Raw genomic sequence first — 15560 nt, 5'->3', positions numbered from 1 at the left:
TAGTACATTGTGAAATTTTTATTTTGATATGCATGCCATTTGTGAACGTGCTAAAAATCTTAATACAAATATTAGCATTTTCCCAATTTCAGCTCATATTGGGGAAAGTATAGATGCTTGAACTAATTGGCTAAAAGCTCAAGTATCGGAAGTAAAAAAATAATATTTATAAAAATAAGGGGGATAATGAAATGCGTCCAAAAATTATTGAAATGGCACAACATATCAGCGGTTTAAAAATAAACTTTACTGAAGATGATCCAAGATATTATGTGTTTGCTGATTTAGTAAATGATGAACAAGCTGATGTTGTTCTTGCCATGAAAAGAAGAAAGCCAGAAGCTGTAGAGGATATTGCGGCAAGGGTGAATAAGAGCTATGCTGAAACTTTTGATATTTGTATGCAACTTGCTGATATGGGAGTCATTGAAATTAAACCACAGGGCGATGGAACAGACAAATTTGAACTTCCAATTTATGTTCCAGGAATTTATGAACTGATGATGCTTAATCATGAACAAGTTGAAACTCACCCTGAAATAGCTAAAGCCTTTGAACAATATACAAGAGAAGTCGTTGAACCTGTCACTAGAATCATGCCAATGGGTAATGGAGCAATGCGTGTTATTCCAGTTGAATCAGCTATCCAATCTGAAACCAGAAGGGCACCCTATGAAGAGCTATCTTATTGGTTAACTAAATATCAAAACCACATTGGTATTGCACCATGTCAATGTCGTTTAGTTCGTACTCAAATGGGTGAAGGTACTGGTAGTATAGCAGAAGAATTGTGTATTCTTCTTGGAGCTACTGCTGAATCTGCTATTATGACAGGGAAAGCACGACGTATCACAAAAGAAGAAGCTGAAAAAGTTCTTTTGCAAGCAGAAAAAAAAGGTTATATGCATCAAGTAACAAATATGGATGGTACTAATAAAATTTGGGCAATTTGTAATTGTCAACGTGATGTTTGTCTAGCTTTACGTACTTCCCAATATTTTAATACTCCAAACATGTCCCGCTCTAATTATATTGCAGAAGTAGATCCTGAAAAATGTGCAGCTTGTGGACAATGTGTTGAAACATGTCCTGCCAATGCTGTACGATTGGGAGAAAATTTATGTACTAAAAAACCAATTGAATATCCACTTACTCCACTTCCTGATGACCACAATTGGGGTCCAGAACGCTATAACCCAAATTTCAGAGAAAATTTTGAAAATGTATACGAATGTGGTACATCCCCATGTAAGACAACTTGTCCAGCTCATATCGCTGTTCAAGCATATATAAAATTAGCAGCTCAAGGAAAATATCATGATGCTTTAGAGTTAATTAAAAAGGAAAATCCATTCCCTGCAGTTTGTGGTCGTATTTGTCCACATAATTGTGAAAGTGAATGTACTAGAGGAGATATTGATGAACCTGTTGCAATTGATGAAATCAAAAAATTTATAGCTGATGTGGAATTAAATAGTAAGACAAGATTTATTCCAGAAAAATTATATGATTTTAGTGATATTAAAATTGCCATAATTGGTTCTGGACCAGCAGGACTTTCTTGTGCATACTATCTAGCTCAAAAAGGTTATACAGTCACAGTATTTGAGAAACAACAAAAACTTGGTGGAATGTTGACTTTGGGCATACCTTCATTTAGACTCGAAAAAGATGTTGTTGAAGCTGAAATTGATGTACTACGTCAATTAGGTGTTGAGTTTAAATGTGGTGTTGAAGTAGGCAAAGATATCACTTTAGATGAATTGCGTTCCCAAGGATACAAAGGATTCTACATTGCTATTGGTGCCCAAGGTGGTCGAAAACTTAATATTGAGGGCGAAGACCATGAAGATGTAATTAGTGGTGTAGAGTATTTAAGAGATATTAACCTAGGCAAAGATGTTAAGACTAAAGGTAATGTCGTGGTGATTGGTGGTGGTAATGTCGCAATTGACGTTGCAAGAACCTCCCTTAGAACAGGAGCCGAAACTGTAAATATGTTCTGCTTAGAAGGCGAAAATGAAATGCCTGCCCAAGATGAAGAAGTTCTTGAAGCTAAGAACGAAGGTATTTTTGTGAACAATGGTTGGGGTCCAAAGCGAATCATTATTGAGAATGGTAAAATTAAAGCTGTTGAATTTAAACGTTGTTTAAGTGTTTTTGATGAAAATGGAAAATTTAATCCAAAATATGATGAAAATGATGTTAAAACCGTAAAAGCCGATAAAGTATTATTATCAATCGGACAATCTATTGTTTGGGGCGATATATTAAATAACAGCAAAGTAGAATTAAACCCTAATATGACTGCCAAAGCTCAACAATTGACATATCAAACATGTGAACCAGATATATTTGTTGGTGGTGATGTTTATACTGGGCCAAAATTTGCTATTGATGCTATTGCTGCAGGTAAAGAAGGAGCTGAATCATTGCACCGATATGTTCATCCTGGTCAATCTTTGACATTAGGAAGAAATAGAAGAATCTTTAAAGCAATTGACAAAGATAATTTAAATCTTGATGGCTATGATAGAGTCAAGCGTCAAAAAGTTCGTTATGATTCAAGCAAAAACAATACTTTCTCAGATCCGCGTATTACATTTACGGAAGAACAATTAAAATCTGAAACTGATCGTTGCTTAAAATGTGGAATTGCTCATGTTGATGTAAATCGATGTATTGGTTGCGGAGAATGTACAACAAGATGTAAATTTGATGCAATCACAATCCATCGTAAGTTTAATGCTTATAGTTACGGCTATGAAAAAATCAAACCACATGCAGTTGCACGAGCAATTAATATTAAAATTAAAACAGCTTTAAATCCAAATAGAGATAGTATGGATAAATAGGGAAATATTATGCATGAAATAACTATATTGGTAGAATTAATAAAGATGATTGAAACAGCGGCAATTGAAAACAATATTGATGAAATAGATACTGTTGTTGTGCAAATAGGAGAAATGTCATCAATTGTACCTAGATATATGATGGAATATTTTCCTAATGCAGCAGAAGGAACTCTTCTTAAGAACTCTAATTTGAAAATTGAGATGATTCCCGCAAACGGTTTATGTCATCACTGCAATAAAGTTTTTAAAATTATAAAAAACAAGGGGAAATGCCCTTATTGTGAAGCTGATGATTGGGAAATATTGAGCGGAATGGAATTCATCTTAAAAGAAATTGTCATTAGAAATTCAGTAGAACCAGATTGAACAGGTTGATTTTTAGCTCTCAAAACTTTGAGAAAACAAGGTTTTGAGAGCTTTTAATTAGTCACTTCTTTTAAATTTTGTGAAACTCCCTGTTCAAATGTTTAGGTAAACTTGAATTGATATATCTTAAATAAACTTTCCTGTAGATTTCAAAAAAAGCTTCCTTGATTGTTAATTTTTAGTTGATTTATTGTATGAATTAATGTATAATTTACTCATTGACAATTCTATAACAAATAATTTAGAGGAGGTTTGCCTATGTTTACATTCAATTATGCTGAAGGAGCAACTCTGTTTTCAGCTTGGGGTATGTGGTTTATAGTATTTGTGGCATTGTTCCTATTTAATGAATTTTCGAGAAGATCAAAAACAGGTGCATTTATTAGTTTTATAATTTTACCGACAATACTGTCGATTTTATGGTTTACAGTTCTAAAAGAAAAAACCTATACAGATTGGTTTCACTTGGCAAAAGTCTATTCTGCTACTGCAGGATGTATAGGTTTTTGGTTTATAAGACATTTTGAAAAGAAAGACAAAAATACAGGAAAAGTTTTATGGCGTCTCTCCGAAAAAAAAGCTGCTCTTATTTTCCCACCATTAATTCTTGCTATTAATATCATTGAAGCTGTATCTCGTGATTTCCAAATTGGTAGTCTTGGGCTTATGAAAGATTTATTTGAAGGCGAAGTCATGATAAGTGGACCATGGAATTATATGAATGGTATTGCAGGTATTCTTAATATCATAACTATTACAGGATGGTTTGGAATTGTCATAAGAAAGAAAACAAAAAATGATAAAAGTATGGACATGCTATGGCCTGATATGCTATGGTTTTGGATATTAGCTTATGATGTATGGAATTTTGCATATACTTATAATTGTTTACCAGGTCATGCATGGTATTGTGGTATTGCATTGTTGCTTGCACCAACTCTTTGTGCTTTTACATTAGGAAAAGGTGCATGGCTACAACATAGAGCACATACTCTTGCCATTTGGTGTATGTTTGCACAAACGTTTCCTAATTTCCAAGACCAAGGGAAATATCAAGTAATGTCAACATATAACCCGAAAATTTATTTTATCGTAAGTTTTCTAGCATTGGCAATTAATATTGCCGTATTTATATACATGATTTATAAAGTTGTAACTACAAAGAGAAATCCATATCTTGGAGAACTCTATGTAGACTTACCTGGATATCAAAAAGTTTTTACAATATATAATGATCATAAAAATATAGCTAAGGTAGTCAAAACTAATATTATGTATTAATACTACTACATGCAATTTTAAACTATAATATTTATGAAAAGGTGGAGATAATTTGAAAGGGCAAAAAAGAATTAGAGATTTCTATTCGTCTATTGGAAGTATGAAGACAGGAAATAAAAACTCCATTACAGATGTACCTGGAGTAAAAGTAGGTCATGTGACATTAGATGATGGAGAAATAAAAACAGGCGTTACGGCAATTATCCCTCATGGTAGAAACTTATTTAAAGAAAAAGTTGTAGGTGCTTGCCATGTAATTAATGGTTTTGGAAAAAGTTTAGGATTAGTTCAAATTGAAGAATTGGGGAATATAGAGACTCCAATAATACTTACAAATACTTTAAGCATAGGTGCAGCTCATGAAGGGCTAGTAAAGTACATGCTTTCAATGGATAAGGATATACAGTCCTTAAATCCTATTGTATGTGAATGTAATGATGGATATCTAAATGATATTAGAGGACTTCATGTTAAGGATTTTCATATATCTGAAGCTATAAAAAATGCAAGTTCTGAATTTGAAGAGGGAAATGTTGGTGCTGGAACAGGAATGATGTGTTATGGATTAAAAGGTGGAATTGGAACATCTTCACGTATAGTAAACCTTGACAATAGAGAATATATAGTAGGTATACTAGTATTATCTAACTTTGGAATCATGGATGATTTTATGATAAATGGGAAATTTGTTGGGAAAGAACTAAAAGATATTATAAATTCTGAAAACCAAAGAGATGATAAAGGATCAATAATTCTAATAGTAGCTACTGATATCCCACTCTCTTCTAGACAGCTAAAAAGAGTTATCAAAAGAGTAAACCCAGGTATAGCAAGGACAGGAGGATTTATTGGCCATGGCAGTGGAGAAATAGCCATAGGATTTTCTACAGGAAATATTATTAAGCATCAAGAAGAAAAAGAAATACTTGATATAAAAATTATCGATGAATCGAAAATTAATAAAGTATTTAGAGCTACATCTGAAGCAACAGAAGAAGCCATTCTCAATTCCCTGATATGTTCAGACACTACCATAGGGAGAAGTGGGCATAAAGTTTATTCTCTAGCCAGTTTCTTCCATGAGTTCTAATTTCCCTATAGTTTATATAAAGACAGTAGTAGATTTCAAATAAAATATAAAATAGATAGTGAAATATTAGAAAATAATGGTCTTGTATATAAAGTGATATCATGATAAAATTCACTTAAAAGCTTATCTTAACTAGTAAGAGCAAAATTTTAGATGCAATTTTTTTATATTTGATGTCTATTTATTTATAGTGAACATAAACTTATTATATTATATTTTGATTCATTGGAGGGATATATGTGAAGACAATAATTATCACAGATTCTAGTTGTGATATTCCAAAAGATTTTTTAGAAGAAAACAACATTCCTGTTATTCCTTTTCATTTTTATTTAAAAGGAAAAGATTATGAAGATGATTTTGGAAAGACAATTAGCTATGAGGATTTTTATCACGAATTAAGAAATGGAGAAATGGCAACGACTGCACAAATAACACCATACACATATGAAAATTATTTCAAAAAATACGTCGATGAAGGGTATTCTATTATCTACATAGGACTTTCATCTGCCTTAAGTGAGTCATACAATCATTCCATAATGGCAAAGAATACTATATTAAGTGAAAATCCAGAAGCAGATATTACGGTTATTGATTCCAAATCAGCTAGTATTGGGCAAGGACTTTTGGTAAGGGAAGCAAATAAAATGCTAAAAGATGGGAAATCTAAAGAAGATATTGTTGACTGGCTAGAGAAAAATAAATTAAAAGTTAATCATTGGTTTACAGTTGATAGCTTAGATCATTTAAGACGTGGCGGAAGATTATCTGCTACAAGTGCTATAGTTGGAACTATGCTGAATGTTAAACCTATTTTGATTGTAGATAATGATGGAAAACTTGTTCCAGCACAAAAAGTAAGAGGTCGAAAAAAAGCAATAAGAGTTTTAATGGAGGAATTAAAAGATAGGGGTATCAATATAGAAGAACAAACAATTTATATTGTTCATGGTGATTGCATTGAAGATGCTGAATACCTTAAAAATATGATCATGGAAGAGCTTAATGTAAAGGATGTCATAATTAATTGTCTTGGCCCAGTGATAGGTACACATACAGGTCCAGGATTGCTTGCTATTGTTTTTATAGGACAGAATAGAGAGCTATAAAAAAGCATAAAAAGTGTTTTAAGAATCTAAAGTGTGACTTTGTATATGATAAAAACAAGGATTAAAGTAGATAAATAAGATGGGAGTATCTTTATATGAAAGAAACAATTTATATTACAGGACATAAAAATCCTGATTCAGATTCTATATGTGCAGCATTGGCTTATGCAGAATACAAAAATGCTAATGGAGATGTTAATGCTATCCCAGTACGGCTTGGAGAAATAAATAGAGAAACAAAATTTATTTTAGATTATTTTGGAGTTGCTGCTCCAGTTCTTTTAGAAACAGTAAGACTTAGTGTTGGAGATTTAAATTTTGATAAAATCGCTCCTGTAAGTCCTGATATATCACTGCGAATGGCATTAGAGCTGATGAAAAAAAACAATTTAAACAGTCTTCCTGTAATAGATGAAAATGAGCAATTATTAGGTATAGTTACAATATCTGATATAATAGGTTCTTATATAGATGTCTGGGATAATGGCATTTTGGGAAAGTCTGGAACTCTTATGGATAATATTATAGAAACTTTATCTGCTAAAATTGTAACAATGCCCAACAATCTAAAACCAATCACCGGTAAATTGTTGGTGCTTGCAATGGAACCTAAAACTGCAGAAACATATATAGAAGAAAATGACATAGTCATATGTGGTGACAGGAAAGATATCCAGAAGCTTGCAATCAATAAAAATATTTCATTGATGATTTTAACTGGAAGTGTTAAGGTAGAAGATGATATTGTGAAATTAGGGAAAGAAAATGGTGTAACTATACTATCTACACCTCATGATACATTTACTACAGCTAGATTAATAACTCAGTCTGTTCCTATTCGTCATGTAATGTCTACAGATGATTTGATAGTGTTTACCCTTGATGATTTGGTTGATAATGTAAAAGATAAAATGTCTCAGACAAGGTACAGATCATATCCAGTAATAGATGATGACAATAACAACAAAGTGGTAGGCTTAATATCTAGATATCATTTGATATCTAGTATGAAAAAGAAGGTAATTTTAGTTGACCACAATGAGCGAAGTCAATCAGTAGATGGTTTAGAAGAATGTGAAATATTAGAAATCATAGATCATCATAGAGTGGCAGATGTGTTTACGGGAAATCCAATATATTTTAGAAATGAGCCAGTAGGCAGTACATCTACTATAATTGCTTCTATATTGTTTGAAAATGGCAGAAGACCTTCAAAGAAAATAGCAGGGATACTCTCAGCAGCTATAATTTCAGATACCTTATTATTTAGATCTCCTACATCAACAAATGCAGATAGAATGATGTTGGAAAGATTGGCTAAAATTGCAGACTTAGATGTGAATAAATTTGCTATGGAAATGTTCAAGGCAGGAACTTCTCTAGTGGGAAAAACACCTCAAGAACTCCTAAGTCAAGACTTTAAGGTATTCTCTATAGGTGAAGAAAGAATAGGAATTGCCCAAGTATATACAATGGATCCAGAAAGTTTAAATGGTATGAAAGCTGATTTAATTTCACTAATGGAAGAAAGAGCAAAAGAACAAGGCTATTCGATATTTATTCTAATGCTTACAGATATATTTAAAGAAGCTTCTGATATGGTAGTAGTTGGACGAAATAAAGAATTAGTAGCAAGGGCCTTTGACAAGAATCTTGTGAATAACTCATTTTATGCACCAGGAATCCTTTCTAGAAAAAAACAAGTAGTTCCTCCCATTACAAACATTCTAACAAATGTAAGCGTTAAATAGCCTCCACCTATTAAAGATGAAGGCTATACATTATACTATTCTTTGTTAGGAACTTTACATTCTTGTGGAATTGAATTTGATCAAGGTAGAAGATTATCTAGATCTTCTGGATTATCTAAATCTCAATTTTGACGAGATAAATCTATTCCAAAATTTTTAAATTGCTGTCCTTGCCTGTATAATGGAACTGCCTCAGAGTATTTACGATCCATTACATTCGTATTCAATTACTTCTACTGGTAGGTCTTCGAAGGATTTTTTATTTAATCATTTATTTTTTTCTACGTTTGTATGTAATTTCTTCAATGGACAGAAACATTGTTTTCTTCAGCCCATTTAATAGCTGTTAAACCACTGGCCCTATAATCTTCGATTCTTTTAGTCCAAAGTTTTCTTTCTTATTCAGTCATTTGAGATAACCTCCCTTATTGGTGATGTTTAAAGGTATTATCTCATAAAAGGTATTTCTTTAAAATGTGGGGTGGATTTGACGCTTACATATATTTAAACATATATAATTATAATATTAAATAATCTATAGCATTTGTTTAAATCCAAATCTGTTTTTAAACCAACAAAGAGTAAGAAGTAAGAAATATAATAATTAAAGTTTTAGAGTTTAAATTTATAGTTTATTAAGTTATCTATATAACTTCAATAGTTTTTCATCTTTAACATTTATTCCTTGAACCCTGCTTTTCCCCTGTTTCTATTCCCATTGTACCTGTCTCACGCTTACATTAAAAAAAGCCAAAGCCCAAGTCTAATACTTGACCTTGACCCTTTCCCCTTGTTCCTGTTTTATCCCTTAATCCTGTCTTTTCTAATGCCTCCAATTGTTTTTGAAAAAACTCCTTTACTTCTGGTCTATTAGGTTTAGATATATTTAGTATTTTAGAAATGTTAATATTCTTATACTTAAAAAGTTCTTCTGATTTTACTATTATAAACTTAATTCCCATTTTTTTTGCAAGGCCATTAATTATATCTATGTTTTGAACAAATATTACCTCCTCTATTTATGCTTTAACCTTTAATTTTTCTTTTTACATAGGATTCCTTTATTTCTATTCTTATACATATAATACCCTCATTGTCGTAAAAACAACTTTTTAAATCTATATATTGTAGGCTTAGGAACAGAGGCATTCTGCTCTTTTAAGTAAAATAGATGAAAAAAGGGTCAAGAAGTTAGGCTTAATTGTTTTATAAAAATACAGAGCTACCTTTTGTTATAAGAAATTTTGCTTTTTCAGAAAATCAATAACCTCTTTATTTTCTATATTTTCTTTATCTTTTTAGCTAAATTAATTTCATCCGATAAAATCATCTTGATTGCCTTTAGAGTAACAACTGAAACGGAAATAATAGCAACTGTAGCTACAACAGAAACCGTTAAAAGTTCCATTGAATCAACTCCTTTTCTTAAAAACTTTATCAAAGATTAAATTTATCCTAATTTTAGTTTTAAAATGTTTATTTTGTGGTATAATAAGAGTAGAAAGAGATTTGGCTCTTAGAGTCATTTTAATCTATAGTTTTGATATTTTAAAACAGTAGAATCCTTTGCCGGGGGTCTACTGTTTTTCCTTTTCACCTTTTTCTGATACATCTATTTCTAAACCAGTTTCAAATTTTACGCCTTTAATATCTAGCTTTGCACCTAATCTGGTAATAATCTCCTTGTTTGTATCTCTAACAAGTTTCATTATTAAAAACAGTAAAGATATACAAACAATTGTTACTGCAAATACTATTACTAGTATTATTATCATTTGTGTTTTATCTTCTATATCCCCCACCTCCTCCCTGACCTCTAGTAAGCCTATTGCCTCTTTCTACTCATGTTGGCAAAAAGAGGAGGTATTCAAAACTATAAATTTGCATTGCCCTTCTATTATATTATACCACAATTTTCTTTTAAAATAAAAAAACTTGTCTTTCCCTCATTACTCACATCAAAAAAGAGCCAAAGCCCAAGTCTAAAACTTGAACCTTGACCCTTTCCCCTTATACCTGCTTTATCCCTTGTTCCTGTCTTTTCATCCTTATCCCTAGCTCCTTATTCCTTGAACCTGCCTCTACTCCACTTCATGCATTCCACCAAGTTTTATTGTAAGTTGATTACCTAAAATTAAGCTCTCTGCAGCTAAAGTGAAAATTTGGCATTTTACTGACTTATAGCAGCTTTTTATGTTAAAATCACGTACTTATTATATGAATGCTTACAAAATAATAATATGGTTAAATCATTATAAGAATTTATAAGAAATTATCTTGTAATAATTTAATGATTATAAGAAACTATAAGAATTTATAAGAAAGGCAGGTTTAAAACTTCGGGGATAGGGATTAGGTATAATATAAAAACCTTAAATCTAAATGTTGTCTTCATCATAAATTTTTTGTGGTAACAATTCTTTAAAGTACTGTTCAGAAAATAATGGAATATGATAATCTCTATCGACCATCAGCATCATATCTTCTTTTTTAATATACCTATCATATATTCTTATAATTATATATTCTAATATTTTATAATTGAATTTTAAGGTATTCTTATATTGCTCTGATGAGAGTTCTAAAAAATCTTCTTTAATACTTATTTTCGTCACTAAAGGGTACCATTTTGTTTCTTTTAACCCTATAAGTTTGAATTTGAGGCTAAATCTACACTCTGGACCTAAATTCTGTATATAGCTAATTATTTCTATAGGAGAAGCGTAAGTAATACAATCCAATATAATTACCTCCCTTACATACTTATTCCTTAACCCTATTTCAAAGGCCTGCCAGGTCTACTCATACAAAACTTACAATTAGGGTCTCCACAACTTTTTTCTGTCCATTTATTACAATAAGCACAAAAGTATGAATCATATTTCTTATAGTAAATCAATTTATTGTTACATTTATTGCACTTTTTATTTGTAACAATCCATCTATTTTTCTATTATCAATTATTACTTCTTCAGAATTATTACATTCAATAATTTTCATATATTTCACCGCCCTTATATATTGTCATTTAAAATACCTTAATAAATATTCTAAATACTTTCTATAATAATACCACATTTTCCACAATATTTCTTATATTCAGGAAAACAACTATACATTATTTAACTTATACGATTCTACATCTCAAACTTTACCCCATAATATTACTTCACTCTATTTTTTTTAAATACCATTCCCCTATTAATTCAACCTTTTTTATACCTTATCTTCTGTCGTTTCCCTTATTCCTGTTTCTATCCTTATTCCTATCTTTTCTCCCTTAATCCTTATTCCTTTTTTCCTTAACCCTTAAGAAAAGAGAATATATCCCATTTTCTTCCATGATTTTAAATCCGTTTTTATTTTTTCCCTATTTCCTGTCCTTACTATGTTCCTTTATAAAAAAGTTTTGCTTTTTCACCCCCCTCAAACCCTTATACCTTCGTCGAAAATTTAATAAAGTTTTGCTTTTTTTCTCTCTTTTTTCCCAATTTATTCCATGAATTGAAAGCAAGACTCTATTAAAATTAGAATAAAGTTTTGCTTAATGCAGGAATAGAAACAGGAATTAGGATTAAGGTTCAAGGGATAAGGATTTATATGAAAAAAAGAAGGATAAAATAATTGAATAAACGAAGAATTTCCTATCATTATTTCAATCTTTTATCCCTTATTATTCCTTGATTCTTATACCTTTCTCCTGTCTCCTGTATTTCCATCTGTATTTCATCTTTTAATTAAAGGAAATGTAGAGGGAAATATAAAGAAAGCAAATGTTTTTTATAATAGAAGCAAGAGTTTATTTAAAAGAGCAAGAGTTTATTATATTAGAACATTTCCTTTTGTATCAACGCTATACACTCCACATGGCTCGAGAGGACAGAATGAATGTCATATAAGTGTGTCCGTTCTCGGAAACATATCCACTGCGTTTTTGGCACTATCGGTAGACGGGAACATATCCACCAATCGTACCGTTTACGAAAAGGGCACTCTTACTAGGAGCGCCCTCAATAATAAACATTAATGTAATCAATAGTCTTTTTTCTTTACTGGAATCCAGATTTCGCTTCGATACTTTGGATTTCCAGTGTCTGGACTCTCATTCCATAAAATTTCAGGACCTTCAACCGCCTCGTATCCTGAAGATGGAAACCACTCTGAGTATATCCTACCCCACACATTTTGAAGTGTTTCCGGAAATGGTCCAATCGATTCAAATACAGCCCAGGTACTAGCATCAATTTTTAATACATCAAAATCTGCAGTTTCATTACTTGATGTTGCTACCCCGATGTAATGATCTAATTCTCCTTTCTCTTCCATTCTACCTTCTGAAAAATTAGTGGAAGCACTAATAATACCTGTAGGTTCTACATTTGAAATTGCTTTTAATTGATTAATAACATCCATGGTTAAAAGTTCAGTCATTTTTGCAATCTCTGGATTGACACCTTCAAAAATAATTGGAACTCTCTTCTTAAATCCTACTAACTTAAAAGGTCCTTTCTCAACAATACGATAGTTCATTTCGCATCCTCCTTTAATTGATAATTGAAAGGTCATTCGAGGATAAGCTTTTAATTGTGTATTCTCACTCCTTGCCTCAGAAGGGAGAATGCCATGCAGAGAATGAAAAGCACGGGAAAATGAATCAGCCGAATTATAGCCATATTTGACGGCTACATCAATTATTCTCAAATCCCTATCTTTCAAATCAAGTGCAGCCAACGTCAGTCTTCTTCTCCGAATATATTCTGATAAACTTATGCCTGCTAAAAAAGAAAACATCCGCTTGAAATGATACTCTGAACAATATGCGATTTTAGATACTTCAATATAATCAATTTCCTCTGTTAAGTGCTCTTCAATATACTCCAATGCATTATTCATACTTCTTAAAGAATCCATCAAACAACCTCCTTTCATCATCAATATTATCAGAGGATGCATTTATCCATCCGACAATCTGTGCACAGTATTGTCGATTCCCTTACATGTAATTAGTATCGTTAAACTAAATTTATCTTTGGGATGTTTACAACAGGAATCCTTTACTTTTCTTCAGTGTATCTTTCTTGCTGCAAAAATTCCTTTGCTTCGCTAAGGCATAAATCCCAATGACTCTTTCTTCAAAGTCAGCTTCATCTAGCCTTGCATTGCTATCTTCTCTTATTCGTTCCAACAGTTCACTTCCAAATCCAGAAAGGGAATCTTTAATAGAACGTGCCGTATCTTTTCCTCCTCTAAATTCTAATTAAATCGGAATTTGTCAGTTACTTGTATTCACTCGGTACAGGAATATTAAATCTCTCGCACAATAGTTTTACATCATGCATATCATTTTCATCATGCTCATAGCCCAGATGAAATAACACTTGATTTTCAGCATCGATACATCTTACCGTTTTATCGCCTATTTTCCCAATGCCGCTAAAGACTTCTGGAGGATATGCTTCTCCCTCAAAAACAATGTATCCTTGTTCGTTGAATTTAAATATATGAAGATCAATTATCCTACCTTTACTATCCTTATAAACCGTATGAGATGTGGTGGTATATGCTTCGATAACTTCAGCAAAGCCATATTCTTTTAATATTTCAATAAACTTTTTACCATTACTTTCTTCCACAAATAAATCAATATCGTTGTGTACTCTTGTTTCTTCTTCTAATAGAGCATCTACTCCCCAACCACCATCTATCCAAATGTTAATATCATTTTCTTCAGCATATGTTATTATCTCAATGGCATCAGTTTTACTTACCATGTAATCCCTCCGTTCAAATTAAATCTATAAGTGATAAATCTCAAAGCTATTTCTCCTAATAATATAATGTCTATTGTTCCAATCAAAGCTAAAGATGAAGCTTGCCTTCTTTAGCTCGCAATAATTAGAGCTAAATCGAGATTCCAGCACCCCCTAGATTTAAGTTCCCTTTTGTGCCGTGGTAGAAAGGCCCCAAGTCTAGGAATTTTTCATGAATTGCTCTAACCCTGCTTTGGATGTTAACATTTCAAGATTATTAAATATTTCCTCTTCGCTCCAGTTCCACCATTGTAGCTTTAGCAAGAATTCAATCTTTTCGTCACTAAAGCGTTTTTTGATAAACTTAGCTGGATTCCCACCATATATTGTATATGGCTCAACACTTTTCACTACTGTTGAATTAGCGGCAATAATCGCACCATCACCAATTTTAATACCCGGCATAATGGTAACATTTTGACCTATCCATACATCATTGCCAATCACTGTATCTCCCTTAAAAGGAAGTTGTTCAATTGTAGGAGTCACCTTTTCCCATCCATGGCCAAAGATATTAAAGGGATAGGTTGTAATTCCATCCATTCTATGATTTGCACCATTCATAATAAACTTAACACCCTCTGCAATTGCACAGAACTTTCCTATTATAAGTTTATCCCCTAGAAATTCGTAATGGTGCTCTATATTATCATAAAATTTCTCCGGTGTTTTTTTATTATCGCTATAATAGGTATATTCCCCAATCTCCACATTGGGTCTTTTAGGTAGATTGCTTATAAAACAAACCGTCTTTATATTTTCATTTGGATAAAGTTTTTTCTTATCTGGTCCTATCATAAAATATTAGCTCCTTTAATCTTTAATTACTTCATTACCTTAATTCGTTTCTTATTTGCTCTTTCCATTTATTAATATTAACGATTGCATTTTGCTCCCGACCTAAATATATATCTTCAATTGTCATAGGCCAAAGTCTTAGTTCACGCTTTCTTGCGTTGCTTGGTAAAGGGTTTGTTATTTTGCTTAATGACTTTACTATTTCTCGATTTTTCTTAAGAATATATGGTGTATCCCAATCATTATCAAAAGCGTTAATAAAAAGATTTACTAAATTTGTATATCCTTCTTCAGTAAAATTCGAAGGATGCTGGATCATATAGCACGAAACAAGCCAAAAATGTAACTCATATAGCTTTGGATCATTATGCTCCCATACAAGAGGGAACCCGAATAGCTCATGGCATGAAAAACCATCGGTCTCTTTAGCTCCACATTCTATACATCTCCCAGATTTCATGACTGTGTTATTATCAACCACCTATAACCAACCT

At 31.9% G+C, this 15560-nt stretch carries 15 protein-coding genes and 1 pseudogene; 6 read left to right on the top strand and 10 right to left on the bottom strand.

Annotated features, from left to right (window positions below; all coding sequences use genetic code 11):
• Positions 1-191 precede the first annotated feature (191 nt).
• The 6 genes from ACFWUA_RS06260 to ACFWUA_RS06235 all read left to right on the top strand — a co-directional run bounded on the left by ACFWUA_RS06260 (position 192) and on the right by ACFWUA_RS06235 (position 8458).
• Positions 192-2855 carry an FAD-dependent oxidoreductase gene (locus tag ACFWUA_RS06260; protein WP_416197204.1) on the top strand — a complete coding sequence of 888 codons (2664 nt, stop codon included), beginning with the start codon at positions 192-194 and terminating at the stop codon, positions 2853-2855.
• Positions 2856-2864: 9 nt separating this feature from the next.
• Complete coding sequence (locus ACFWUA_RS06255) at positions 2865-3224, top strand: hydrogenase maturation nickel metallochaperone HypA (protein ID WP_416197203.1); 360 nt, start codon at positions 2865-2867, stop codon at positions 3222-3224.
• A 258-nt stretch (positions 3225-3482) separates the two neighbouring features.
• Positions 3483-4505 (top strand): DUF5692 family protein, encoded by a 1023-nt coding sequence (locus ACFWUA_RS06250; RefSeq protein WP_416197202.1) that lies wholly within the window; start codon positions 3483-3485, stop codon positions 4503-4505.
• 52 nt (positions 4506-4557) lie between these two features.
• Positions 4558-5595, top strand: a complete 1038-nt coding sequence (locus ACFWUA_RS06245) for a P1 family peptidase (RefSeq protein WP_416197201.1) — start codon at positions 4558-4560, stop codon at positions 5593-5595.
• Positions 5596-5834: 239 nt separating this feature from the next.
• Positions 5835-6707, top strand: a complete 873-nt coding sequence (locus ACFWUA_RS06240) for a DegV family protein (RefSeq protein WP_416197200.1) — start codon at positions 5835-5837, stop codon at positions 6705-6707.
• A 95-nt stretch (positions 6708-6802) separates the two neighbouring features.
• The gene (locus tag ACFWUA_RS06235; RefSeq protein WP_416197199.1) at positions 6803-8458 is read left to right on the top strand and encodes a putative manganese-dependent inorganic diphosphatase; all 1656 of its coding nucleotides are present in this window, start codon (positions 6803-6805) and stop codon (positions 8456-8458) included.
• A 122-nt stretch (positions 8459-8580) separates the two neighbouring features.
• Here ACFWUA_RS06235 and ACFWUA_RS06230 read toward each other — a convergent pair whose 3' ends face one another.
• The 10 genes and pseudogenes from ACFWUA_RS06230 to ACFWUA_RS06185 form a co-directional block, all read right to left on the bottom strand.
• Positions 8581-8670, bottom strand: a complete 90-nt coding sequence (locus ACFWUA_RS06230; protein ID WP_416197198.1) for a hypothetical protein — start codon at positions 8668-8670, stop codon at positions 8581-8583.
• 90 nt (positions 8671-8760) lie between these two features.
• Positions 8761-8841, bottom strand: a pseudogene (locus ACFWUA_RS06225) (hypothetical protein); the annotation flags it as partial.
• Positions 8842-9198: 357 nt separating this feature from the next.
• Positions 9199-9420, bottom strand: coding sequence for a hypothetical protein (locus ACFWUA_RS06220; protein WP_416197197.1), 222 nt, complete (start codon positions 9418-9420; stop codon positions 9199-9201).
• Between the two features lie 317 nt (positions 9421-9737).
• Positions 9738-9866: a hypothetical protein gene (locus tag ACFWUA_RS06215; RefSeq protein WP_416197196.1), complete on the bottom strand. Its 129-nt coding sequence runs from the start codon at positions 9864-9866 to the stop codon at positions 9738-9740.
• Positions 9867-10035: 169 nt separating this feature from the next.
• The gene (locus ACFWUA_RS06210) at positions 10036-10260 is read right to left on the bottom strand and encodes a hypothetical protein (protein WP_416197195.1); all 225 of its coding nucleotides are present in this window, start codon (positions 10258-10260) and stop codon (positions 10036-10038) included.
• A gap of 576 nt (positions 10261-10836) precedes the next feature.
• Positions 10837-11199 (bottom strand): hypothetical protein, encoded by a 363-nt coding sequence (locus ACFWUA_RS06205; protein WP_416197194.1) that lies wholly within the window; start codon positions 11197-11199, stop codon positions 10837-10839.
• Positions 11200-12490: 1291 nt separating this feature from the next.
• The gene (locus ACFWUA_RS06200) at positions 12491-13369 is read right to left on the bottom strand and encodes an AraC family transcriptional regulator (protein WP_024411461.1); all 879 of its coding nucleotides are present in this window, start codon (positions 13367-13369) and stop codon (positions 12491-12493) included.
• A gap of 365 nt (positions 13370-13734) precedes the next feature.
• Positions 13735-14229, bottom strand: coding sequence for a nucleotidyltransferase domain-containing protein (locus tag ACFWUA_RS06195; RefSeq protein ID WP_024411462.1), 495 nt, complete (start codon positions 14227-14229; stop codon positions 13735-13737).
• 198 nt (positions 14230-14427) lie between these two features.
• Positions 14428-15066 carry a Vat family streptogramin A O-acetyltransferase gene (locus ACFWUA_RS06190; protein ID WP_024411463.1) on the bottom strand — a complete coding sequence of 213 codons (639 nt, stop codon included), beginning with the start codon at positions 15064-15066 and terminating at the stop codon, positions 14428-14430.
• A gap of 34 nt (positions 15067-15100) precedes the next feature.
• On the bottom strand, positions 15101-15547 hold the full coding sequence (locus ACFWUA_RS06185) for a DUF5946 family protein (protein WP_123779057.1): 447 nt from the start codon (positions 15545-15547) through the stop codon (positions 15101-15103).
• Positions 15548-15560 lie beyond the last annotated feature (13 nt).

Source organism: Sporanaerobacter sp., assembly GCF_047830725.1.
Taxonomy (GTDB): domain Bacteria; phylum Bacillota; class Clostridia; order Tissierellales; family Sporanaerobacteraceae; genus Sporanaerobacter.
The sequence above is the reverse complement of the archived record's forward strand: the minus strand, read 5'-3'. Positions and strand labels throughout refer to the sequence as shown.